Source organism: Pseudomonas sp. Irchel 3A5 (assembly GCF_900187575.1).
GTDB classification, from domain to species: Bacteria; Pseudomonadota; Gammaproteobacteria; order Pseudomonadales; family Pseudomonadaceae; genus Aquipseudomonas; species Aquipseudomonas folii.
The window spans coordinates 19,291-43,674 of record NZ_FYDU01000020.1 but is presented as its reverse complement, the minus strand read 5'-3'; the positions used below and the strand labels follow the sequence as shown (position 1 = coordinate 43,674).

The following is a 24,384-nucleotide window of genomic DNA, read 5'->3' as shown; positions in this document are numbered from 1 at the left end:
CATCCCTGAAGCTGGAGCGACCTATCAGATTACCCACTCAGCGCCCAAGTCTGGTTGCTATTTGGAGGTGCTAGACATTAAGACCGGAAAGGCGCCTGCTTCGCTCGTCTTAGAGCCTATTACCAAGGAGTGCGGGCTGTAAGGGATCGAGTAGCCTGCCGCCACTTTCGCGGTCGGGCCAAGCAGTGACAACTCATCGGACTAATTCGGGAACTTAAGTCAGTGTCATCAAGTTTTCTGTAAGCGGACGGCGAACACACCTATCGAACTCCGGCATTAAGGGCGGCGGTGTCCGAGAGTTTTTAAGCGGGAGCAAGCACCCTTATCGCCAGGATGTCCATGCGCCAATGAAGCTCTTACTTAGATTAAGCGGGCACAATATGCTCTTGCAAAGTCCGGTAAACCAACATCTCTCATTCTTCAAAAATCCCTTTCACCAACGCGAGCCCTAGCGTCTCGCGCCTCGCCTCAATCTCCTGATCAACCCCCCGCTTACCACTCACCAACCGCACAGCTTTCAACTCTGGCAACGGCTGATCAAGCAAAGCCAGCAAATCCAACCCCGGCGTTTTATAAATCGACAACTTGCCCACCGGCACTTCACCCAACCCGTCAATCCGCCCAAGCGACTTGAGATTAGCCAAACGCAACGCCCGCAACCTGCTACACGACCCCAAAACCAGCTCACCCAAGTGCGGCTGATCCTCAATCTCCAACACCTCAAGACTGGGAAAGCGTCCAAGCTCCAGCGCTTGCAACCCGCGCACCCGGAGCAGGCTCAAGTGCGTAACGCTGTCACTGAACAACTCCGGCATCGCCTTACGGCTGCCAAAACCGATGGAAAGAGTCTCCAAACCGGATAACCTCGAGACCACCTCAAACGTGGTAGTGGCCGGCTGTCGCCACAGGCTGAGTTCGGTCAGTCCAGTAAGCGCTTCCAGCGGCTTCAGCCCCTGGGTTTTTGCATTCAGGTGCAGCACCCGCAGGTGGGCCAGGCGGCTGACCGAAGCGAGGTCCAGCTTTGGCCCCACTTCCTGGAAAACCCGCAGCATGGTCAGGTTTTGCAGGTTGCTCAAGGCCAATATCGGGTTCAGGTCAAGCTTGTCCACGCCTAGCGCCAGGCTGCCCAGGTGCGCAAGGCTTGCCAGCGTCTCAAGCCGTTCGGCGTGATAGAGGCAATCGAGGGTCAAGGTCTGCACATGAGGCAGGGCTTCGAGTGTGCGACCGTCGAAGGGCTGGTCGGCGGCGTAGTGCCCGTAGAAGCGCACGTCGAGGCGATGGCCGTGTTGTGCGCACAAGGCATCCAGCGCTGCCAATATCGGTGCCGGGTATTGCTCGGGCGCCAAGAACTGCACCACGACGTGTTCGTCACTGTTGCCGAGCAGTTCGGCCACGGTGGTTTGCAGGTCGTGCAACGAAGGTGAGTGGATACGTTGGGGCAACATGGCGCAGCCTTGTGAGCAGAGAGTGAGGGTCGATGTTAGGTCACAACGTCGGTTTCGGCCATTCTGGAGCGGCTCGAATCCCCCCGTCGCGTGCCGTACTGGAGCACCTCGCCGGGTATCCATGTGGAGGCTGACCTGGCCGGCACGAGTCATCTATCAGTCTAAGCGCAGATACAGGTTCACAATTTGCCATGAACGCGCACGCTGTGCTTCACGACACCCCAGATCACCAGCTCGTCGCATTCCATCACGTGGCGTGGTGGGTATTTGCTGTTTTCCGAGGTAAGCATGCATGTGTTCTCACGCATATGCAGCCGCTTGCAGAGGGGTTCAGCATTGAGCGCTGCGATGACGATGTCGCCATGTTCCGCGTAAAGACTGCGATCTACGATCAGAAGATCCCCGGAGAAAATCCCCACCCCCTGCATGCTGTCCTCCTCAATTTTCACCATGTACAGATCGGGTGTCGGGACGTCGAACAACTCATCCAGTGAGATGTGCTTTTCGACGTGATCGGCGGCCAGCGACGGCAAGCCCGCGGATGCATGAAAGGAATAAAGCGGGAGCTTTTCGCCCCCGGCCGATATGGGACCAAGGATGGTGATACTCATTAGGCTGACCTTGCGAAGAATGACTGTACATGCATACAGTTAACGATCTCGACGACGTGCAGTCAATCTCATGCGCAGGAAATTGCGACGGGTGACACCATAATGCGCGAGCCACATGCGTGGCAGCGCCCCGAATTCGGACGGTTATCATGTCCGATGGCGGTTGAAGATTACGAAGCCTTGATGACGTGGAACTGCACTCCTCGACTGTGCTCATAAATGCGCCGCCCATGGTTGGCTAGCTAAGGGGCATGGAGCACTTGCGGTACAAGGGGATTGCCAGACAGGGCTGGCAAGGTACAAACAGGGTCGGTATTTGTTGATGTCAGGGTGTTTATGAACGCTAAAAAAACAGTGAATAAAGGTGATTATTTCGTCATCCCTATGAGCGATGGCCGGGGTGCGGTGTGTCAAGCTATATGGATGGGTATCGAGAGTGAAGAAGGCAAATTCAAGAATGTATTTGCATTCTGTGTGGTCTCAGTAGGCACAGACCAACGCCTTCCTGATGAAAACAAGTACCTGGTGTTTGAAGAGCACTGCGGGCCCTTTACCATGATTTTTACAGCCGTCGGAAAATGTTTGTCCGGCGAGTGGCCATGGCTCGGTAGCGGTGTGCTGGATGAGCCAGACCTGGTGGATTTTGAATTCAATATGGCAGGTAATTTATACCGCTCAGGTTACCCTGTTCGGATGCTGCCGATTGACGAGTACCGCAATCACCTTGATATGGGTATCTCAGGGTATGCCCTTGTAGAGCGCTACCTGATGCAGCATTAGCGTGGGTAATGAAAGAAACGGACTCGCCAATACTTGACTAGTTTTCATTTTCGCGCCGTGACATCAAGGATACCTCCTCATGCAATATACGTTTTCCGAAGTCCTTAATGACGTGATTGACTACTTCCTGCTGAGTGACTTGCAACTCCTCAAACGTTTCAAGCACGAGCATCAACTTCCCGATGACCTGGCTAGCGAGTTTACTTCCAATGAAAGTGGCGACAAGGCCGTTCTTGAAGGTGTCCTCATCCCCCTCATCGGAGTGGAAAATCACCCTTACAATATTGTCTTCACGTTGGCAGGCACTGAACCTGAAATGCCTCGGTACGAAGATCGGATCCAGCATCGGCGCGGCGGTTATTCGTTGCATGTGGAGCACGGCCGCATCCACCTTTACACGTGGCGCATCCTGCAGGCGTTCACGGAGGACAACCTCGATGAGTTGCTCGAGCGCTATCAGCAACCCAACAGAGCGACGATTGAAGTCGAGAATGGCTGGTATGAAGTGGAGATACTGGCGGGTGAAATCCTGCGGGATGGATACTTCGAACCGGCGTTCGAGTTTGTGCTGACCAAGTCTGATCTGCCGGTAGATGCCAGCAAGGTGGATGTCAACTATCGCTTTGAAGTGGAATGGCGCCAAGGCACGGCTGAATAATTTGCCGGAGCACCGCACGTGGCTGTACTACCCGGAGTGACAGATCGGTATGCACCCGCTTGATGATTTGCATGGGGACTGCAAATCCGCCTATCTATCAGGCGGGCATACCGATCACCAATAAACAACAACCACAACCGCAAGCAATACAACAGTCATTGCGGCTTCTTTCCTGGAACAGCTCACATAAATCAAAAACTGAGTGAATAAGGCAATTGCCACCGCTAGAAATCTTATAGGCCCCCTGTCATTCGAATTATCCTCTATAACGTAATCGGGCCCCATCCAGTCATACTCTGACCCTTGCATAAACGTATAGGTGAGTAGGCAAAAGACAAAAATTCCATACAGAAAAACTCGTATCAACACCCTGACTGCCTTCATGCACACCTCATCAGCCTACTGAAAGAACTCCACCCTCTCATCATTGGGTAGGTGCCGCGACGGTATTCGACACCTCACCACACATTGATTCCACTGCCCTACACACTATGGTAACTTCGTCAGCCATATACTTGGTATAGGCGGTCAGCATATTGAGGACTCTCTTTTATCATTTAACGGTTCCGGCTCCGACTGGAACGGTGTGAAAGTCATCACGCGAGACATGAGATCTGAAGTAATCCGCTAAATCGAGTGTGGCTCTCAATAGTGACGACCACAAAATTCACAGGCGCGCTCCTGAGACGATGCGCCCGACTTGAGGTTTCCCCCTTGGGACTTTTCTCTAAAATATTCGGAAAGCCATCCGGACCTGTTCTCTACACACTCTTTTCGGCTCGCCCCTCAAGCGATCTGGGTGCATGGGCACCCAGCTTCCCGGAGCACACTGAGGTTGTCGGTTACTCAAGCCTCGGTCATTTCTTCCTTCGCAGCCCGGACGACCAGGACTATATCGTCCTGCACCCCTTCAAGCGCGCGGCGAAGTCGTATGGAAGCTTTGAGTCAGTCGAAGAGTTTGAATCCGAGATACTGAAAGAACCGGGGTTCGATCTGCACGTCCTGAGGTCGGATCACGTCGCCGAATTATTCCAGCATCTGGGCCCCCTTGCTGAAGATCAGGTCTACATCCCGAAGCCCTACCCGTTTCTCGGCGGCAGCGAAGCGCTGGAGACCTACGAAAAAGGTGATGCCTGGGTCTTTATGCAGGTTGTTGCTCATATGCATGGCCTCGACGGCAGCGCCTGAAATGCACAAGCTAGCTGAGCGCGCTGAAGAGACTCTTCAGCGCAGTTCTGCGACGAAGGTAGCGATGCCGGGCTAAGGGCACCTCACTCGTGCAATTCTCCAGAAGAGACACGCCAAAATCAAAGCGCGCTCTCCTGCTGCCGTCGACTGGAACTATCGCAGATTGTTTGCTGCACCCACTGCTGCATTGTAGGAGTCCATCATCGCTTTGATAGAAGAGTCATGTTTAAGCTCTTTGTATTGCCGCATGAAGCCGATGGAGTTGGTCAACGCACTTTGCACAATGCTCATGCTGCTCTTCGTCACAGGATCCTTGTAGTCGATTAGCGACTTGCGCAGTTCTTCCAGTGAAGCCTCCAGGTTCGGCACGATGGTGTCGGCCTTCGCCACGTCCTTCTGGCTCATGGCATTTACCATATCGGTCCCGAGCATCAGGCTGTTGAGCATATAGTAAGCTGGCATGTTGCCTTCTTTGCGAAGAGCTTCAGCCTCTTCTGCCTGAACTCGCCGTTGATGAGTCGACAGTGCTTGATCCATCTGCCCCAAGCTGTCCATGGCGTCCTGGAACGCTGCTCGAGTCGCCGGGTCCTGGGCTCTGCCCTTCGCCAGCTTATCCTCTCGATAGGCGCCACCGTTAAAGTAAGGCGCGATCTCATCAATGCGTGTAACGACAACAGGCAAGGTTTTCAGTAAAGCATCAGCGGCTGCGTCTGCATCTTCCGAGCCTGCGGCAGATAGCGCACGGCCCTGCTTCAGCGCATTGATGGCATCCGTGTAATGGCTGTTGGACGTCGGAGCATGGAACATGTCAGTCGGTTTGGCTCGATCAAGTTCCATCTCGCCGTATAACCTGATGCTTCCAAGCAGCCCAAAAGTGTCGTCCAGCAAGCGGTTGTAAGCCTTCACATACAAGTTGAATTTTTGCTGCTCTACGGCTTGAGCCGATTCCGCCTCAGTGGTGGCAGGAGCCTGGGAGTTGCCGGACGAATTAGAATTATCACAACCTGGTAACGCCATTATTGTGCCAAGCAGAACACATACAGCTGCAAGTTTATTGAGTCGATCAAAAGCTGAGAAAGGCATAACGGTGGTCGTCCTTGAAGTCGGAGAATTACGAATCACGCATACAGACTGGAATATATCGGCCAGGTTCAACCGGGGAATTACAAAAAGCCATCACTGCTAGCTGATCACCGTATAGCGGCATCCACTTTCATACCATGTTGGTATTATTGTGATGAATGACGGCGACACCTGAGATCGTCACTCCCCTGAAGGGTAGATGGAGTTGCATCAATAATAATCATCCCAGCCCCTAAGCGGCGGCGTGGTTGTGGAGCAAGGTAGAGAGCCTGCGTAGTATCCCTTTGCAGGATCCCAATCACCGTCCATGATGAATACTCGCTGCGTTGAAAGATCACTCCATTTGATATGCCGGGTGAAGTACCTGCGATTTCCTTTGGGGTCGGAGCAAGGGAGGGCCACCTGGACGGTCAGACTGGTCGCGTACTTTATTGGAAAGGTCTCCTCACCATCAGGGCCGACCTCCCCCTTGAAAACGTGCATGTTCCAGAACGTCGCGCAGCTTCCACCATACAAGTTAATACAGAACAGTTTCTCTCCCACGTTGAGGGGCTGTACGGCGAGCGCGACCGTATCGGGAATGGGCTGACCATTTTCATCGAGTACCCGAATGGTGATCTGCAACGGAAGATCGAGCGCCTGCTGCCTGGCACTGATGAGCTCTGACACGCAGCCTGAAAGAAGCGATGCAACAGCAGCGAACACGGCAAAACGGCACGCTGCTTTAAATGTGATCGTCATAATTTTTATTACGCCAATGATTACATCCGTGATGGTGGGGATGGAGTTATTTGCAGCGCCTTGGTTCAGGTGCAGAAAATAGGTTTTCCGCACCGCACAATGGTTTAACAATTCAATACTGAGTACGTTGCTCTAATTCCAGCAATTTAAGGAGTTCTTTGTCATCCAGATGAAAGGCGAGTTCTTCAGGAAGCGGGCGCTCGAAATCCCTGAGCTCACTCAGTTCGTAGAAGAAATTGTTCTCGTAGAATGCGTTAATTACTGCAAGCTCGGGGACCAAATCCAGCATCGGCGTTGCAGGCGTATAGCCCCGACGCACCCGTCCAATTGACTCAAGGTACTCGGTGCATGACGCACATCCTTCATTGACGCCTTTTTCCCACAAGCGGTAGGCATCCAAACGACGCCCTTCCATCCAGGCCAGTTTACCCAAGCTCATGTAGGCCGGGGCATAACCCTGTTTTACCGCACACTCAAGCATCTGTTTGCCAACAGGATGAAGCTCTTTCGCCTGCGGGACGATATTTCCCCCGACTGATGCCATCGCCTGCGGGCTGCCGCGATCAACGGCTTCAGAAAGCAGCTTGTACATCGCGTCATAGTCCCGGCCATAAAGAGAGGCTCCATAGGCAGAGACTACAATTGGTACACCCTGTTGAACAAATTCGTTGATTGTATCTGACGCTGCGGCAGCTTTTTCGGGGCTGGCCGGATAACGCAGCGTCCAGACACTGTCGAGATATATGGCCTTCCAGCTTCCCTCTTTCACGGCAGCAGCGAGTAAACTCTCACGCTTTTCTTTATGCTCTTTATCCATCCAGAAGTTTTCGGTTTGGTCCCCTTTCGAGGCGTACTCCACCAGTTGCCTGAAAGCCTGCGCCGCCGCGGGGGACTCTTTCGGCAAAAAATCCGTCTCACTGCGGCAAACAAAATTCTTATCTTTAAACTGCGCCAGTAACTGTTTATTAACTGACAACTGGTCTGAGCTGCCATACGTTCTTTAGTGACGTGATCCCTGGATCAGAAATTTTTCATCAATATCAATCCCCGTCGCACGACGATGTGTTTCTTAACTGCTAATCACCCGAGCCGGGGTGAAACCGGTCAGCCGAATAAATAATTCGGATACCTCAGTGCAAGAAACCCGGCTACCGTTAGCCCTCCTTGAATCAGCAGCGTCACCGAGAGCCCTTTCGGCCCTCGGCGGACAAACCAGTAAATAGCGTTCAGCGCCATTGAAATCAGGTTGGTGAGCCACATAACGGCGAACGACAGGAGAGACGACGGGACGAAGGCAGAGCTAGGCAATTGCAGTACATAGAGTGCGAATATCGTACCCAGAATCACAGTAGTGATCGAGAGGCAGGCAATCCAGCGGGTAAAACGTAAAACGCCGTGGGATATCATACCGATGTATATCCTTTCCAATTAGCTTTGCCCAAACAACGAATCATCGCTGCGGCGTGGTTCACGCCACTAAAGTCAATTGCCGCAATAGATAAAGCCTTCACTTGCAGCAACCTGGATGCTTCATAGCCTTTGCGTTCATGACAGCGTGACTGCTACTTACCCGTTCCGGATTGCAACCGCTCAGCCGAAGAAATAATCCCCGAAGAGGGATACAACAAAAGGGGCTAAACACATCCCTGCTTGAATCAGCAGCGTGACCGAAAGCCATTTCGGCCCTCGGCGGACAGACCAGTAAATAACGTTCAGCATCATTGAAACCAGGTTGGTGAACCACATCACGGCGAACGAGAGCAAATACGATGGGACGAAGGAGGAGCTAGGCTTTTGCAGCAAATAGAGTGCGAATATCGAACCCAGAATCACAGTAGTGATGGAGAGGCAGGTCATCCAGCGGGTAACACGTAAAGCTTCGTCGGGCATCATACTGGTGGACTTCCTTTCAGCACTTTGCCCGAATGGGTGAGCTATCGCTGCTGGCAATGGCTTGCTTGAGTAGGTGATAGATCCTTATTGGATCCAAAAAACGCAATCTTACTGAATTCGCCTGAAAAGCCAAGCGCCAATGTTTTTTGGCGCCAGCCACTCTCAGTCTGGTTGACCTCGCCCGGAAGCTTTGACCGATGTTCCTTCCCGCCAGTCCCGACAATTGATTGTTTTAAAACACCCTGCCGCCATCAAGGCACAGCCCGGTATCCATAAGCCGGGATTTCCAGTGCCCAAACCTACTGCGAATAGCGTAATCCCTGTCGCGAACATGATGAGTTCTCCATAACTGATATATCCATCAAAGACTGATGCGAACTTGATAAGCCTTCAACGGCCCTGAGACTCGCCATCAAGGAACCACAATCTCATCATAAAACCACACACCCACTTCGCCATTCGGGCGCACATCCAGAACCTTCCCATCAGCACTCTGCATAACCGAATGATCAGACTCGATGGGCGTTCCCGTGCGCCGATCCAGGGCCTGTGCTTCAGGTGGCGGGCTGAAGAGCAGGTAGCCTTGAAAACTGCTGACTTGAGCGCCGACAGGATAGTGAACAGGGCCGAAATCGGCTGCACTGTTCAATTCACCGCTCCACTTGAGCACATCACCGTCAGGCTTGTTCAGGCGCATGCTCAGCCATCTCAGTTCCAGTCCCAGCAGGCGTGTCGGCGTGTCCGTCCCCAGCTCCCAGCTATCGCCCGAGGAGGAAGACACCGTCAACGATCCCGGCCAGACAATGCCTCCCTGCTTGCTGCCTGGCGCCAGCGTGCAGCGGTTCAAACGCCATTCGGAGAACTTGAAATGAGCGCCGGATGGAAAGCGGAACTCGACCTTGCCCGGCTCACACCTCCAGCCTTGCAAATCGGTAGCCGCCAATATTTCCACCGTCGCCGAACCATGGCCCTGCCACAGCTCGAGCCAACGCACAGGTATGCCCATGATGTTACCAGGCGTGCGTTCGAAGTCGGCGTGCTTGAGGCTCTGCATGCCGTAAGGCTGCGGAGTACCACTCAGGTCGTTAAAGGGTTTGACGTCTTCCAGCTGGACCTGCGTGCCAGCCGGCAGCACCAGATCGCCCAGCACCTCTTCACGTTCCAGACGCGGGTTATGTGCGCGCCAGTCAAGCCATTGGGTAACCCCGAAATTGACGTAGGGCACGCTGGCGGCCGCCAGCACTAAGAACGTCAAGCCGAACAGCCAGGGCCGCGCCAGCATGGAGCGTCTGTAACGAGGGATAAGAAAAGCCAGCAGGCAGGCTAAAAACAGCCAGAGAAAAACCTGGGAAAAGATGAAGATCATGGAACCGATCATCATGGCCAGCGGATTAATCGGGATCATGGACGTCCTTGTAAACTCATTTCAAATCGCGAAGGATAATCCAGACTGCGGCACTTTCCCACGTGCCGACAAACTAAGTCCTGGCCAATCAAGGAAGCCACTCCGCATGATGCCTGACAGCGCTTGCCGTATTGACTGCCGTTTTACTGCTCACGAACCCGAATATATTTTTAACTGAATAGTAGTGTCCGAAGCTGGCAACAACGCCGGAATACCAGGGAAGTACAACACATGAAATGCGCAGGATTCTGGAAGTATGCGTTATGGGCTGCGGCGATCGGTTATAGCGGTATGAATAATGCCGCAGCGTTACCCCAGGGCTGGCAAATCCGGCCAAGCGCAGTCGAGGATATCGACAAAGGACTTCCATCGGCGTTGCAATCGTCAGAACTGGCAAAAGATGGGCGCAGGCTTGCTGAGGTGCACATCGTCGTTGCCCTGCCCTTCGACCAGGTGCTGCCGCAAGTCGTCTCAGCGTTGCGCCCCCTGGGGCGCTTGAGCGAGCAGTCCGGCGTTGAACCGCTGTCCAGGCTGGAGGATGAATGGGGCAATGTGCTGTTGACGCGCCGTCCCGATCTTATACGGGAAATGGTCCGGCAGTTCGATCTACCCAAGCTGCAACAAGACGTTCGCGACGGTGCCCTAGCTGAATCAGAGATACCCGAGCGTATTGCACTGATTGAACGGACGATACGCTTTCAATCAGATAGAAGACGCATGGCCCCGCTGACCCAACAGTATAAACACTGGATCGGCAGCGCCGAGCATAAGCATGGAGTGACAGGCCGCAGCAGCGGTCGTGTCATTGCCCGCGTGATGCAGCTTGACACTGTTCTGGGTCGCCCCGCGACCGTGGTCTATTTGACGCGAAATGATGAGTATCCGAATCCCGACGCCGGGTTCATCGGCCGTATGCGCGAGCTGGTCGAATTCAATATTTACAGCCCCACCGCGCCGAGCCTCCTGCATCGCAGCATCGTACCAGGTGAGGTGTTCAGCCCGGTATTCGACGCTTTAAGCACGCTGCCCAACGCGAACGTGGAACTTGGTGCAAGCCCGGACCAATGGCGCGCGCCTTCCAGGCCAATCTCCTTTGTAACCGAGCCGAAGCTCACCCTGCCGGACACCAAAGCGAAGGTACTCGAGGCGAAAGCGGCCATGTCCATTAAGTCCCCGGATAACTTCATCGTCCTGGGCGATGGCAGTGCTCTGATCATCCGTAGCTACCCGCGCGCATTGATGCGCTGGTCGCCTGACGCGGGCGGTGAGCTGCGGGAACTATGGGCCTCGACAGAAGAAAAGTGGCACCAGTGGCAGCTGTCGCGCGATGCGAGTGGGCAATCGGGTTATCTGACGACGGGCGGGCTCATTGTGCGCTTTGACACTAAGAGCGGCTCTCTGGTCAAGCACCCCATAGCCTTCGAAAAAACCACCCAACCGGACAAGTACATGAAGTACTTCCACGATGGAAACGGCGTGCCGTTACCCTATAACCACAACCTTCGCGGGGGACGCGATACGTTCGAGGTTTGGCAAACCAGCGCACAGCCCGCTGGCGATGGTACGCCCTGGAATTACACGTTGCGCTTTGCCTCCCCGCGCCAGGACATGATGAAAGGTTCGCTGCGCGGCAATAGCCTGATCAAGCCTGTACGCTGGGACGGCTTCATGCCAAACACATGGGTCGAAGACGTTTACGGCCTTGCCGAACTCGATGCAAAAACAGGCAAGGTATTGCGCGCGGTGAAGTTGCCGCGCCGATTGGGCGATGTGGACCGCAACGATGACACTGGCATGGCACCCTGGGACCCTGCGCCTTTTGGTTCCGTCAAAGGTGGGTGGATCGCGGTCGGCTTTGTATTGGGTGAAGGGAAGCAGGTCAATCCCGGGATGCACGTTGTCGACATTGCCAGTGGCAAGGTGCGCTATTCGCTGACCTCGCCCGGACGGGACTCGCTCAAAACTGCGGTGGGTTCGCCCAACGGCCGCCTGCTGGCCCTCGGCAGCGGTGGCAAAAACTCTGCTGTGCTGTGGAACCTGGAAAACGGTCGCTCACTCACCCTCGGAACTGAAGCCTCAGGATGCAAGGAGTTTGAGCAACTGCAATGGAGCCCATCCGGGGAGCGTCTGTGGGGAAGTTGTAATAACGGACTGGTCGCCTGGGATGTGCCTTCGAGCTGGTGAGTTGGCATGCCTGGCTAACAACATCCGTTAATACTCATGTCGCGTCAACCCAAGTAACCCAACCCATGCGCTGGCGTAAAGCGCATGGGTTGAGCACACTTCTTGTTCATACTGTGCAGCTCCGCCACTGGCTCTCGGTCCTCGATAGACGGAGCCTGCTAGCCGCTGATTGTTCAAGAACTGCACGTAATCCACGTCAAGGATGGGTATCAGGTGCCCTCCGGAACTTCGCCTGATGCCTGGCACTGGTCAATATGCTGTAGCGGGTGGTACGCGAAACCTTCTTTGTCAGAAAGCGCTCGAACACCGGGTCGAAAACGGCACGTTCCAGATTGGGTTGTTCATCGAGCAAGTAATGCTCGCAGAGTGTCCGGTAGTCTTCGAGAGCAATGAAACGTTTGATCCAGTAGTGATAGAAGTACCCCATCAAAAAGCCAAGACTGAAGTCGTGATCAATCACCGAGTGGGCACAGCATTCGAAATCGATCAGCCGCAAACTTCCATCCGGGCCGATCAGAATATTTTTAGGATGAGGGTCCATGTGTACATAACCCTCGCGGAGCATCTGCTCGAATAACCGGAATACCTGTGGCAGGAGACGCCTGGAGTCTTCAGGGCACGCGATAAGTCGATCATCAACGCTGCAATGCTGATCGAAAAAACCCAGCAGTAAGTATTCCTCCTTGATAAACGGGAAACGCGCTCTATACCCAAAGCCTGCTACGCGTGGAACTTTGATCGAACGAGGAGATACCACTGAGAGATTGATGAATTCGTTGGTCAAGTCATGCAGCCCGCTAACTCGTTTCAGGCCAAGGTAGTTCTGCAACTGCTTTTTCCAATGCGGCAGTCGGTTGTATTTCAAGACCCACTTGCGCTCTCCCTCCAGCAGAAACACACCGCGGTTTGGCTCAGGCACATCCAGTGTGGCGTGCTGCTCCGGCGCGATAATGAACTGCCGTACCAGCGCCGCCAACTCGTCTTGATAGCGGGGTTCGAAATGGAAGGTGAGGCCCTGAATCTTCTGACTGAGAAGTCGGCGGGTCAAATCCTGAAGATGACGCATCTGCATGTCCGTATTAATGCCAACAGCGGGATAAACTTACGTGCGCCACCTGGGCTGGGGTAAGCAGGAAGGAACGAAACAACGCGGTGTTGCAGATCGTACTTTATTCTGGCCAAAACGACACGAACGCTGAACTCTCCCGCCAGACAACGCTCTAGACCCTCTCGCCGATATTTGCCTGACATCGACGATGCAACTCCTGTCACCTTTTGAGAATTTGAACACGCATGTCTATTCAGCAATCCTCCGGGCACGTGCTGCCCGCGCGCTCCGCAGCCAAAATGGAAGCTGCCATGGCCGTTGGCGCTTTTGCTATCGGTACTGGCGAATTCGCAATCATGGGGCTGATGCCCGACATCGCGAGCAACCTGCAATTGAGCGAACCGCAGGTGGGTCATGCCATCAGTGCTTACGCATTAGGGGTGATGGTCGGCGCGCCGCTGCTGGCGATTCTGGGCGCCAAATTGCTTCGCAAACATCTGCTGTTATTGCTGATGGCGCTTTACGCTATGGGCAATCTGGCGACTGCGTTTACGCCGACATTTGGCAGTCTGATTGCCTTTCGTTTTATCAGCGGCCTGCCCCATGGCGCTTATTTCGGCATTGCCGCGGTGGTGGCTTCGAGCATGGTGCCCTCCAATAAGCGTGCGGGTGCGGTAGCGAGGGTGATGATGGGCCTGACCCTGGCGATGTTGCTGGGTAACCCGATCGCCACTTTCCTTGGTCAGTTTTTCGGCTGGCGATCTGCGTTTGCGCTGGTGGGGGCTATCGCGCTCTGCACGATTGGGTTGGTCTGGCGCTTCGTGCCTGATCGCCGCGACGAACCGCGCAGCGATCCTCGCAAGGAACTGCTCGCGTTCAAGAAACCGCAGGTCTGGATGGCGCTTGCGATTGGGGCCATTGGTTTTTCCGGAATGTTCTGCGTGTTCAGCTATCTGGCACCAACGATGCTGGAGGTGACGCGGGTTACGCCGCAGTGGATTCCCTTTGGTCTGGCGGCCTTCGGGGTTGGCGGCATCATTGGCAATATCGTCGGCGGCAAGCTGTTCGACCGGATGCAGTTTCGCGCGGTAGGTGTGCTGCTGGTCTGGTCGATGGCAGTGCTGCTGTTTTTCCCATTCGCAGCCGGCTCGTTGTGGAGCGTCATGCTGGGTATCGGCCTTGTCGGAACGATGGTCGCGCTGGCGGCGCCACTGCAAATCCGCTTGATGGATATTGCCCACGAAGCACCTAGCCTGGCGGCAGCATCCAACCATGCCGCGTTCAACCTGGCCAATGCGCTAGGCCCATGGTTTGGCGGGATGGCCATTACCGCCGGACTGGGCTGGACGAGCACCGGGTATATCGGAGCTGCCACGGCGCTGGCGGGTCTGGGTGTCTACCTGATTGCCCGACGCATGAAGGGCGGTGATTGATTAACATCGCTGTGATTGAGCATAAGGAATCCCATGACACTGACCGCCAACCGCCTGACCGACATCGCGATGTCCAATCCGCTCAATGCCGAAATAGTCGCCCGGTTACCTTCGCTGGGTCTCAGTCAATGCATGCTCACGGCGGGATGCATTTTTCAGGCGGTATGGAATCAACAATCCAGTCAGCCACCCGCCTGGGGCGTGAATGATTACGACGTGTTTTACTTTGATGAAGACCTGTCGTGGGAGGCAGAAGATGAAGTCATCAAAGCCGCAACCTCTCTTTTCCAGGATCTGGGTGTAAACGTCGAGCTCAGGAATCAGGCACGCGTGCATCTCTGGTTCAGTGAGCGATTCGGCCATCCCTATGCACAGCTCCACTCAGCAAGACAGGGGATTGACCGATTTCTTGTTGCTGCGACGTGTATTGGCCTGGATATCGAAACGAAGGAAGTCTATGCCCCTTATGGCCTTGCAGAACTTGAGCAAGGGATTCTGCGAATCAACCCCAATTACGCTCATCCCGAAATGTTTTTGAAAAAGGCGGCCAGCTATCAACGTCGCTGGTCCTGGCTGAAGGTAGTCGAGCCATAAGCGATCAGCTAACCATCCTGAACACGGTAAAGCAGCGCTTAAACCCGAAAATTCAGCAATTAAATGTAAATTTCCCCTCAAATTATCCGACAACCTGTCAACGGCCACAGTGTGGCCATTAATAATTTGATACTGTGTCATCGGATTTTTCGGGACGAATGCTATTCGGCCTTCTTCAGCTCACGATCTGAGCCTGTGCCAACCGTCTCAAAAGCCTTTAAAGGGGAAAGTTTTGACCGTGATCGACACTCAGGCATCTCTGCAGGCTGCCATTGATAACTGCGCGCGCGAACCGATTCGCACGCCGGGCAGCATTCAGCCTCAAGGGTTCCTCATCGTTATTGATGAACCAGAGATGACGATCGTTCAGATCAGCGAAAACATTACCCATTGGCTGAATCTTGATACTGCCGATTTGCTGGGCAGTCATCTGGACTCTCTGGTCAAAAATGGCTCGGCGTTTGTCGGCCAGCTAGGTGAGCTGGACGAAGATGAGGCGCAGCCGTACCACGTGGGTGACGTAACCTTCCTCAAGGGTAATCGTCCCGGTCAACGTGTAGCGATGATGTTGCACCGTCATGAAGGTGTGCTGATTGCCGAGTTTGAACCGGCCGGGGACACGGCGACTGCGCATGGCAAGTTGTATCCACTGGTGCGTGCATTCATCAGCCAGATGCGCGAAGAAGAAAGCGTCGACGAGCTGTGTGATCGCTCTGTCCGCTTCATCAAGCGCATCACCGGCTTCGGACGTGTCAACTCTTATCGTTTCGATGAAGCCGGTAACGGACTGGTGAATGCCGAATTGGTTGACCCAGGGATTCCCAGCTACCTGGGCCTGTGTTTCCCGGCTTCGGATATCCCGGCGCAGGCACGTGAACTGTATTGCCTCAACCGCATCCGGATTATTGCCGATTCGAATTACACCCCGTCAGCGATCATCCCTGGCACCAATCCGAAAACCCAGCGCCCTCTGGACTTGAGTTACGCGACACTACGCAGCGTTTCCCCGGTCCACTTGCAGTACATGCGCAATATGGGCACCGGCGCCTCGATGTCCATCTCGATTGTGGTTGATGGTCAACTGTGGGGGCTGATTTCCTGCCACAACCCTGCCCCGCACCCGGTCAGTTTCCAGACACGCTCGGCCTGCGAATTGCTTGGTCGGGTTTTATCGTTGCAAGTGGAAACCAAAGAAGCTCACCTGCGCAGCCATCGGATGTTGAGCCTGCGCAAAGACATCGTTCATATGCTCGCCGCAATGGCTGATCACGACAGCGTGTTCAAGGGCCTGCAAGCGCTGTCGGACACATTCATCAGGTTCGTGGGTGCCTGCGGCGCAGCCGTCGTGTCTGAGGAAGAGTGCCACCTGTTTGGCCAGACGCCTGCCGAGCGACATGTTCAGGCACTTGCCGAATGGCTGGCAGAACGTGGTGGGCCCAATGTCTTTCATACCAACAATGTCAGCCTCGACATCGCGCAAATTCCAGGCCTGGCCAAATCAGTGAGTGGCGTGCTGGCAGTGTCGATTTCCGAGCTGCATTCGAACTACCTCATCTGGTTCAAACCCGAGCTGGCCCGCGTTGTTCACTGGGCTGGCAAACCCGAGAAAGCCGTTGATAGAAACGGCGCACTGAGCCCTCGACAGAGCTTCGAGCTGTGGAAACAGAATGTCGAAGGATATTCGTCTCTTTGGGAAGACACCGAGCTGGAAGGCGTGGCGGAACTGCGCCTTGCGGTTCTCGGCATCGTGCTCCGCAAAGCCGAAGAAATGGCGCAACTGGCCACGGAGCTCAAGCGCAGCAATAAAGAGCTCGAAGCCTTCTCCTACAGCGTTTCCCATGACCTGCGGGCGCCACTTCGACATATCGCAGGTTATGCCGAACTGCTCAAGGATATGGAAGAGGCCAACCTCTCTCACCGCGGCCAGCGCTTCCTCGACACCATCGGCGAATCCGCCAAGTTCGCCGGTACGCTGGTGGACAATCTGCTGAGTTTCTCGCAGATGGGACGCTCTGCCATGCGCCAGTCAGAGGTCAATCTCACGGCCATGGTCGAATCGATCCAGCGAGAAATGCAGCCCGACTACGAAGGACGGACAATCGAGTGGAGGGTCGGCAATTTGCCGATCATCATTGCCGACCCGGCCTTTCTACACTTGGCGATGCGCAACCTGCTCGCCAACGCAATCAAATACACCCGCAATGAAACCATTGCTGTCATTGAAATAACTGCGGTTCAGGAATCTCAGGGTGTTGTCGTCAACGTTCGTGATAACGGCGTGGGCTTCGATATGCAATACGCCGATAAATTGTTTGGAGTCTTCCAGCGCCTGCACCGGATGGAAGAGTTCGAAGGTACCGGCATTGGCCTGGCCAATGTGCGGCGGATCATCGAGCGCCATGGTGGCACCGTTCACGCGCAAGGCGTTTTGGGCGAAGGAGCAACGTTCTCTTTCACCCTTCCTTACAAAAATCCTGAACCCAGTCGTCGGAGTACGAAGGAAAAATAATGCTCAAGCCAATTCTGCTGGTTGAAGACAACCCCAACGACCTGGAACTGACCCTGGTGGCGCTCGAACGCAGCCAACTGGCCAACGAAGTGATCGTTCTGCGCGACGGCGCGGAAGCCCTTGACTACCTGTTCCGCCGCAATGCTTACGCCGATCGCGTGGACGGTAATCCGGCGGTCCTGCTTCTGGACCTGAAACTGCCCAAGGTCGACGGGTTGCAGGTACTGGACGCCATTCGCCATTCCGATGACTTGCGCAGCATTCCGGTGGTCATGCTCACCTCCTCCCGAGAGGAAATGGACCTTTCACGCGCCTATGAACTGGGTGTCAACGCGTACGTGGTCAAGCCTGTCGAATTCAAGGAGTTCGTCAGCGCCATCTCCGATCTCGGTATTTTCTGGGCCGTTCTGAACGAACCACCACCAGGTTCGGTCAGAGCTCAGCGTCGTACCAGCTCCTGATCCCAAATTGATTAAGCGCAGTCAGACTTAATGCCACTGAACGAATTAAAGATCCTCCTCATCGAAGACAGTCCGCAAGATGCGGAATTGACCCTTTTGTCCCTGGAGGCCAGTGGTATCAAAGTTGACTCGACCCTGGTGCACAATCATCAGGGTGCCTCCCAGGCGCTGGGTCAGGAAGTCTTTGATGTGGTGTTGTGTGACTTTCTGTTGCCGGGCTCTTCCGGCGCAGAAGTCCTGAAAATTGCTCAGCAATTAGCGCCGGAAACTCCCTTCATTTTTCTCTCAGGCATTTTCGGCGAGCAGCAAGCCGTAGAAATGATGCGCCTGGGCGCGGTGGATTACGTCCTCAAACAAAACTTCAAGATGCTGCCCAAGGCCGTCAGGCGGGCCGTATCAGAGGTACGCGAAAGGACTCAGCGTCGAGCAGCGGAAACCGCCCTTCAGGACGTGGAAGTGCGGGCCCGGCTGGCCATCGAAGCAGCCATGATGGGCGTGTGGGAGATTCAGCCCGCCACCGGCCGGATGCTTTGGGATGAGCGCTGTAATGCCTTGTACGAAATCCTGCCCAACACCGCGGTCAATCTGCGGTTTCTTCTGGATCGCTGCCATCCGGATGATCGACCGCTACTTGACTCAAAGATCAGTGCAGCCATCGCGCGGGAATCCGACTATCAGATCGAATACCGCGCCCTAATGCCCGGAGGCCGATCGCGCTGGCTGTTCTCCAGTGGCCGTTCGGTGTTCGAAGACGGTCAATGTGTGCGCATCACGGGCGTCATGCAGGACATCACTGAGCGCAAGCAGGCCACCCGTGAGCTCGTTGAGCTGAACGAGGTATTGGGCGCCCGTATTGAACAGCGTACCCGTGAGCGGGACCGGATCTGGGAGCTGTCCAGAGAACTGCTGGCCGTCCTGCAACTGGACATGACACCGATTTCCTTCAACCCGGCCTGGGAAGCAACACTGGGCTGGTCCCATGAGCAAATCAGTCAGATGCGCTTGTGGGAGTTGATCCACCCGGAAGATTTCGACACGACCCTCCACGAAATGGAGAGCATCGCTCAGGGCAATGTATCGACACGCTTCGTCAACCGGATGAAGCATAAGTCAGGTGATTACCGCTGGCTGTCATGGACCATCGTGCCCGAGGATGGGCTGATGTATGCCGCCGTCCGTGACATCACCGAAGAGCGCGCGGTCATTGATGAATTGGCTGCAGCCAACCAGCGCCTGCGATCCCAGATCAGCGAGCGGGAACGCATTGAAGCCGATCTGCAGCAAATGCAGCGCCTCGAAGTGGTGGGTCAATTGACTGCCGGTGTCGCTCATGACTTCAACAACCTGCTGACCGTTATTCTCACCAGTACCACCTTCGCGATCAGGGATATCGAACGCGGCACACTGGACAAGACCGTCAAGCGCTTGCAGAACGTCAAGGATGCGGGCGAGCGCGGTGCCAGGCTCACGGCCCAATTGCTGTCGTTCTCCCGACGCCAACGGTTGCAACCTACCGCGATCAACCTTAACGACACCATTCGCGGCATGGGCACCCTCCTCGGTCGCGCACTGGGCGGCAGCATCTGGATCGAGACCGATCTGGCCAGTGATCTGTGGTACGCCATGGGCGATCCGACCCAGACCGAGATGATCATTCTCAACCTTGCGATCAATGCGCGAGATGCCATGTCCATGGGCGGATCGCTGTGCTTCTCCACGTTCAACGCGCAAATCACTCAGCCTGCGGTCCGCCCCGAAGACCCGGAGCCAGGCAAATATGTGGTTCTGGCTATCCGCGACTCAGGCAGCGGCATGAGCCCTGAAACCTTGCTGCGCGCGTTCGAGCCGTTCTACACCACCAAGGATGTCGGAAAGGGTTCAGGTCTGGGTCTGGCTCAGGTGTTCGGTTTCGCCAAGCAGTCAGGCGGCGGCGTGATGATTGAAAGCGAACTGGGTGTGGGCACGAGGGTTCTGGTCTATCTGCCCAGCGTAGATAAGCCTGCTGTCCTGCCGGAAGAACAACACCTGAATCAGGCTCCGGCGCAGGTAGGTGGGGCGCACACGATTTTGCTGGTAGATGATGATCCCGAGGTTCGAGCCGTGACCGTGCAGATGCTCGAATCCATGGAGTACAAGGTCAAGCAGGCGAAAGACGGCGCGATGGCGCTATCGATGCTGGATCAGAGCGTCGACCTGGTACTCACTGATTTCGCAATGCCGGGCATGACCGGTGGCGAGCTAGCCAGCCTGATCCATAAAAAATATCCCGCCCTGCCCGTGCTGTTTGTCACCGGCTATGCCGATACCGACGTGCTGGGCCTCAATGGCTCGGCAGTGGTACAAAAGCCGTTCAACGAGATCGACCTGAGAAATAAACTGCACGACGTCTTGAGCAAAGCAGGCCGTCGCTGACCCTCCCTTTATTGACCTCTCCTAGATCAGCAGGGCTGCGCCAATCTCGGTCAGCCCACTGATGATGTGCTGGGTGTACGGAAACGCCGGATCCTCATCCAGCACCCGCTCCGACACCAGTAGCCCCTCCTTCACCAATACGTCTACGGCGACTACGCACTCTGTGATTGTGGGAACCCGAGTCTGGGAGCGGATCAGCCGGGTATAAATCTGGCCGAACGTGAGCTTTCTTGCCCCTGCAAGATTGAGCACCCGGACGGCAGTCAATACTGCGAGATCAACCGTGTATCGGTCATCGACGGTCGGCAATCGGGAGGGTTCAGTAACGGGGGACGGCATAAGCGAAGGGATCTGAAAGATAAATCGGAGAAAAGACGCTCTTCTGCCACAAACAAAAAATCATGATAACGCGCAGACTTTTAAACGGCATGCGGACTATCACATGCCTGCGTGGCAAACCGAGACTTCAAATAGTGATTAGCACGCCCAGACAGGCAGCAATATACTTTATATAAAGCGCTGAAAATCAGGCGTAACCGACTTCATTAACACAACATTAAAAGAGCAATACTTTCTACAAAAAATACCAACTTCCAGCGATGGACAAAGCTTATCAGATCACTAAACCTAACTGCAATTAGGTTTATGAAATAGCTACGAAACGCCTAAAATGCAATTTTTGACGCAATAAAACACCCATATATTTCTATTTATCGACATTTAAAACCAATAAACCACCTTAAAACTGTTAATACCCGTCCCTAAAAATCAGTCAAAACTCAAAAAACGCCGATTGAGGCCATGTGCCATCATTTAATAAAAAACCTTATCCAAATATTCTATTCGTCAGTGAACTTTTAATCCTGGCGCTGGACTTAACGTTCGGCCGATCGCCGCAACCGCGTTTATTTATTTCTCCAAACCATTAATCGAGATTTAATCGATGACCAGACCCATGCTGTCTGTTTTCAGCGCAGTGCTGCTCTGCGCCCATAGTTTGTCTGCCCTGGCAGCCGACTCTGCTTCTGCGACCAACACTGCAACTTCCACAGAACAAATTCGCGTGCAGGTCGAGGCCAAGCGCGACCAACTGACCGGGGTTGCCAACGTCAGTACAGCAACGACGAAAGGCCCCTCTGCCGTGCTCGACGCACCGGTGGCCACCGACGACGCTCCAGCGCAGGCGCAACGTCCATGAATCAGTCCCACTATCAGCCGATCGCCTCCGCAAAAAGGACGCCCGCCTTGTCAGCCTTCAAACACACCCTTGGCCTTAGCCTGCTGACCTTCAGCATTCTGCAGGCCAACCTGGCTCTCGCAGCCGTGACGCCAGCCACTGGCAACGACGTTGAAGCCCGTGTCAGTTCGATTCTGGACAACATGAACCAGTCCGAGAAGATCAACTTCACCCGGGTAAACGACGGGCACATGATTCCGCCGCTGCTGAAGTGGGGCATCAAAGGCACCACGGCGTACGACTCGTCCATGGGCGTGCACGTCAACAACGCCACCTTCGGTGCGCAGTACCCTTCGCAGTCTGCCCTCGCCGCAACCTGGAGCATCAACCGCGCCAAAGAGTTCGGCCTGGCCATCGCCTACGAAACGCGCATCTCTGGCGGCCAGCAAATGCTGTCGCCAGGCGTCAACCTTTACCGCACGCCCTACAACGGTCGTTCAGCCGAATACATGAGCGGTGAAGATCCATTCCTGGGTGCCGTGCTGGCTCCAGCGGTGGTCAACGCCATTCAGGCGCAAGGCATCCAGGCCAGCGGCAAGCACTACCTGGCCAACGAACAGGAAGCCAATCGTCAGGCGGTCAACGTTATCGCTGACGAACGCACCCTGCGCGAGCTGTATCTGCCGGGCTTTGAGTCGATGGTGAAAAACTCCAACGTCGCCTCGATCATGTGCGGCTTCAACAAAATCAATGGTGACTACGCCTGCGAAAACCACCACCTGATCACTGAAGTGCTCAAAGGCGAATGGGGTTATCAGGGCACTGTAATCAGTGACTTCAACGCCATTCACGATGCGTTCAAGGGTGCCTGGGCAGGTACCGATATCGACATGCCGTCGGGTCTGCAATTTACCGAAGCCAACCTGCTGCCGTACCTCTGGAGTGGTCAACTGACCCAGAACGTCATCGATGACAAGGTCAAACGCAACCTGCGCGCCATCGTCAGCTACGACTTCCAGGAAAACCTCAACACCGCGAAGACGCTGGACCACCCGGAGTACGGCGCACGCGCAGCATTGAACACCGCACGTGAATCCATCGTGCTGTTGCGCAACGAAAACACCACTGAAGGCAAACCGCTGCTGCCACTGGCCAAGACTGCCAAAATCGCAGTGATCGGTGACTGGGCGCACGAGGCACCGGCATCGCCATTCGGCACCGCCAACTCGCCGCCCAACAGCTACGTCACCGAGCTGAGCGGTTTGCAGCAACTGGCGTCGAGCAGCTCGAATGTCACTTATCTGTCCGAGCTGAGCCTTAACCCGAAATCCGCAGCCTGGTACCAGCCTGCCACGGGTAGCAACGGTGTGAACAACTCTGGCGTGAAAGCCGAGTACTTCTCCAACACCAGCTTTTCGGGCAGCCCAAGCGTGACCCGTGTCGAGCCGGGCGTGAATCTCAACTGGACCACCGGCACCAACGAAACCAATGCTGGCACCACCGCCGTATCCGGTTTCAGCCCTTCAGCGGGTGCGTTCTCGGCTCGTTTTACGGCGAACATCAAGCCGACGGTTTCCGGCGCTCACGTGTTCAAGGTACGTGCAGACGGTCCTTACAAGCTGTGGGTCAACGACGAGCTGGTGTTGCAGAGCGACGGCGTGCCGTACTCCGCCGACGTCGTGAACGCCATGACCACCTCCGGCAAAACCGCCGCGCTGGTGGCAGGCAAGTCATACTCCGTGAAGCTGGAATACCAACGCGTGCAGGGTAACTTCATCCCTGCACTGGGCGGCGTGACCGGCGTGCAGATGAGCTGGGCGTCCCTGCGTCCGCCGAAGGATCTGTCGAAATACGACGCGGTAGTCGTCGCCACTGGCTCCAATTACGAGCATGAAGGCGAAGGTTCCGACCACGGTTTCGAACTGCCCGACCAACAGGCTGAACTGATCAGCTTTGTGACCCGCGCCAACCCCAACACCATCGTGGTGATGCACGGCGGCGGTGTTGCAGACATGCAGCCTTGGGCTAACAAAGTCGGCGCTACCCTGCAAGCCTGGTTCCCGGGTCAGCAAGGCGGTCAGGCACTGGCCGAGATCCTGTATGGCAAGGTCAACCCTTCGGGCAAGCTGCCGATCACCATCGACAAGAAAATCGAAGATAACCCGAGCTATGCGTCCTATCCGGACCCGGCTGCTTACCGTGGCGACAATGCGCTGACCGAGATGACCTACAGCGAAGGCCTGTACATGGGCTATCGCGGTTATGACAAGAAACACGCAAAACCGCTCTACCCGTTCGGCTACGGTCTGTCGTACACCACGTTCGGCTATAGCGATCTGAAACTGTCGACCAACGTGCTGAGCCCTGGCGCAACCATCGACGTGAAGTTCACGTTGACCAACACCGGCGACAAGGCTGGCTTCGAAGTGGCACAGCTGTATGTGCAACCGGTCAAACCTGCGGTTGATCGTCCGGAAAAAGAACTCAAAGGCTTTACCAAGGTGTACCTGCAACCGGGCGAGAGCAAGACCGTCAGCATCCCGATCGACTCGCGCTCCCTGGCCTACTACGTCGATAAGACCGCAAGCTGGGATGTGGACGCTGGCAAGTTCAAGATCCTCGTGGGTTCCGACTCAGAGAATCTGACCCTGAACCGCACCTTGACCACGCTGTTCCCGGAACACCTGACCACCCGCGACAGCAACCCGCTGCCATTGCCCCTGCGCAAGGCCGTACAGGTTAACGCCACTCAGACCTACTAA

At 55.1% G+C, this 24,384-nt stretch carries 21 protein-coding genes; 11 read left to right on the top strand and 10 right to left on the bottom strand.

Translation table 11 applies throughout. The features are described from left to right. Positions 1-413 precede the first annotated feature (413 nt). Together CKW31_RS26540 and CKW31_RS26535 are read right to left on the bottom strand one after the other, a co-directional pair. On the bottom strand, positions 414-1,445 hold the full coding sequence (locus tag CKW31_RS26540) for a hypothetical protein (protein WP_095101653.1): 1,032 nt from the start codon (positions 1,443-1,445) through the stop codon (positions 414-416). A gap of 179 nt (positions 1,446-1,624) precedes the next feature. Beyond that, entirely contained in the window at positions 1,625-2,056 is a 432-nt protein-coding gene (locus tag CKW31_RS26535) for a LexA family transcriptional regulator (RefSeq protein WP_095101651.1), read from the bottom strand. Between the two features lie 336 nt (positions 2,057-2,392). Here CKW31_RS26535 and CKW31_RS26530 point away from each other — a divergent pair, with 336 nt between their 5' ends. From CKW31_RS26530 to CKW31_RS26515, 3 genes are all read left to right on the top strand, one after another. Then, entirely contained in the window at positions 2,393-2,836 is a 444-nt protein-coding gene (locus CKW31_RS26530; RefSeq protein WP_141230192.1) for a hypothetical protein, read from the top strand. 79 nt (positions 2,837-2,915) lie between these two features. Next, positions 2,916-3,494: a hypothetical protein gene (locus CKW31_RS26525; RefSeq protein WP_095101647.1), complete on the top strand. Its 579-nt coding sequence runs from the start codon at positions 2,916-2,918 to the stop codon at positions 3,492-3,494. 714 nt (positions 3,495-4,208) lie between these two features. Continuing rightward, positions 4,209-4,682, top strand: coding sequence for a T6SS immunity protein Tdi1 domain-containing protein (locus tag CKW31_RS26515; RefSeq protein WP_218192166.1), 474 nt, complete (start codon positions 4,209-4,211; stop codon positions 4,680-4,682). 153 nt (positions 4,683-4,835) lie between these two features. On the opposite strand, the gene CKW31_RS26510 is transcribed toward CKW31_RS26515, so the two are convergent. The 6 genes from CKW31_RS26510 to CKW31_RS26485 all read right to left on the bottom strand — a co-directional run bounded on the left by CKW31_RS26510 (position 4,836) and on the right by CKW31_RS26485 (position 9,804). After that, positions 4,836-5,765: a DUF3829 domain-containing protein gene (locus tag CKW31_RS26510; RefSeq protein WP_095101643.1), complete on the bottom strand. Its 930-nt coding sequence runs from the start codon at positions 5,763-5,765 to the stop codon at positions 4,836-4,838. A gap of 210 nt (positions 5,766-5,975) precedes the next feature. Next, positions 5,976-6,599 (bottom strand): hypothetical protein, encoded by a 624-nt coding sequence (locus CKW31_RS26505; protein WP_141230191.1) that lies wholly within the window; start codon positions 6,597-6,599, stop codon positions 5,976-5,978. A 19-nt stretch (positions 6,600-6,618) separates the two neighbouring features. After that, positions 6,619-7,482, bottom strand: coding sequence for a hypothetical protein (locus tag CKW31_RS26500; RefSeq protein ID WP_095101639.1), 864 nt, complete (start codon positions 7,480-7,482; stop codon positions 6,619-6,621). Positions 7,483-7,610: 128 nt separating this feature from the next. Next, the gene (locus tag CKW31_RS26495) at positions 7,611-7,913 is read right to left on the bottom strand and encodes a hypothetical protein (protein WP_095101637.1); all 303 of its coding nucleotides are present in this window, start codon (positions 7,911-7,913) and stop codon (positions 7,611-7,613) included. Between the two features lie 183 nt (positions 7,914-8,096). Further along, on the bottom strand, positions 8,097-8,399 hold the full coding sequence (locus CKW31_RS26490) for a hypothetical protein (RefSeq protein ID WP_027898994.1): 303 nt from the start codon (positions 8,397-8,399) through the stop codon (positions 8,097-8,099). A 412-nt stretch (positions 8,400-8,811) separates the two neighbouring features. Continuing rightward, positions 8,812-9,804 (bottom strand): hypothetical protein, encoded by a 993-nt coding sequence (locus CKW31_RS26485; RefSeq protein ID WP_095101635.1) that lies wholly within the window; start codon positions 9,802-9,804, stop codon positions 8,812-8,814. Between the two features lie 231 nt (positions 9,805-10,035). Here CKW31_RS26485 and CKW31_RS26480 point away from each other — a divergent pair, with 231 nt between their 5' ends. Further along, positions 10,036-11,988 (top strand): WD40 repeat domain-containing protein, encoded by a 1,953-nt coding sequence (locus tag CKW31_RS26480; protein WP_095101633.1) that lies wholly within the window; start codon positions 10,036-10,038, stop codon positions 11,986-11,988. Positions 11,989-12,184: 196 nt separating this feature from the next. On the opposite strand, the gene CKW31_RS26475 is transcribed toward CKW31_RS26480, so the two are convergent. Continuing rightward, positions 12,185-13,054 (bottom strand): phosphotransferase, encoded by an 870-nt coding sequence (locus CKW31_RS26475; RefSeq protein ID WP_095101631.1) that lies wholly within the window; start codon positions 13,052-13,054, stop codon positions 12,185-12,187. A 227-nt stretch (positions 13,055-13,281) separates the two neighbouring features. Between CKW31_RS26475 and CKW31_RS26470 the strand changes: the two genes are divergently transcribed. The 5 genes from CKW31_RS26470 to CKW31_RS26450 all read left to right on the top strand — a co-directional run bounded on the left by CKW31_RS26470 (position 13,282) and on the right by CKW31_RS26450 (position 20,445). Continuing rightward, positions 13,282-14,469 carry an MFS transporter gene (locus CKW31_RS26470; RefSeq protein WP_095101629.1) on the top strand — a complete coding sequence of 396 codons (1,188 nt, stop codon included), beginning with the start codon at positions 13,282-13,284 and terminating at the stop codon, positions 14,467-14,469. Between the two features lie 33 nt (positions 14,470-14,502). After that, positions 14,503-15,063 (top strand): nucleotidyltransferase family protein, encoded by a 561-nt coding sequence (locus CKW31_RS26465; protein WP_095101627.1) that lies wholly within the window; start codon positions 14,503-14,505, stop codon positions 15,061-15,063. A 232-nt stretch (positions 15,064-15,295) separates the two neighbouring features. After that, positions 15,296-17,572 (top strand): ATP-binding protein, encoded by a 2,277-nt coding sequence (locus CKW31_RS26460; RefSeq protein WP_095101625.1) that lies wholly within the window; start codon positions 15,296-15,298, stop codon positions 17,570-17,572. Then, the gene (locus CKW31_RS26455; protein ID WP_027898985.1) at positions 17,572-18,033 is read left to right on the top strand and encodes a response regulator; all 462 of its coding nucleotides are present in this window, start codon (positions 17,572-17,574) and stop codon (positions 18,031-18,033) included. The genes CKW31_RS26460 and CKW31_RS26455 overlap by 1 nt, the downstream gene beginning before the upstream one ends. A gap of 30 nt (positions 18,034-18,063) precedes the next feature. Further along, the gene (locus tag CKW31_RS26450; protein WP_095101623.1) at positions 18,064-20,445 is read left to right on the top strand and encodes a hybrid sensor histidine kinase/response regulator; all 2,382 of its coding nucleotides are present in this window, start codon (positions 18,064-18,066) and stop codon (positions 20,443-20,445) included. A gap of 21 nt (positions 20,446-20,466) precedes the next feature. Here the strand turns inward: CKW31_RS26450 and CKW31_RS26445 are convergent, their stop codons facing one another. Then, a complete protein-coding gene (locus CKW31_RS26445) occupies positions 20,467-20,784 on the bottom strand; it encodes a hypothetical protein (protein WP_095101621.1) in 318 nt (105 codons plus the stop codon). A 616-nt stretch (positions 20,785-21,400) separates the two neighbouring features. On the opposite strand from CKW31_RS26445, the gene CKW31_RS26440 reads away from it, so the two are divergent. Then, entirely contained in the window at positions 21,401-21,643 is a 243-nt protein-coding gene (locus CKW31_RS26440; RefSeq protein WP_095101619.1) for a hypothetical protein, read from the top strand. Then, positions 21,640-24,384: a glycoside hydrolase family 3 protein gene (locus CKW31_RS26435; RefSeq protein ID WP_176469994.1), complete on the top strand. Its 2,745-nt coding sequence runs from the start codon at positions 21,640-21,642 to the stop codon at positions 24,382-24,384. The genes CKW31_RS26440 and CKW31_RS26435 overlap by 4 nt, the downstream gene beginning before the upstream one ends.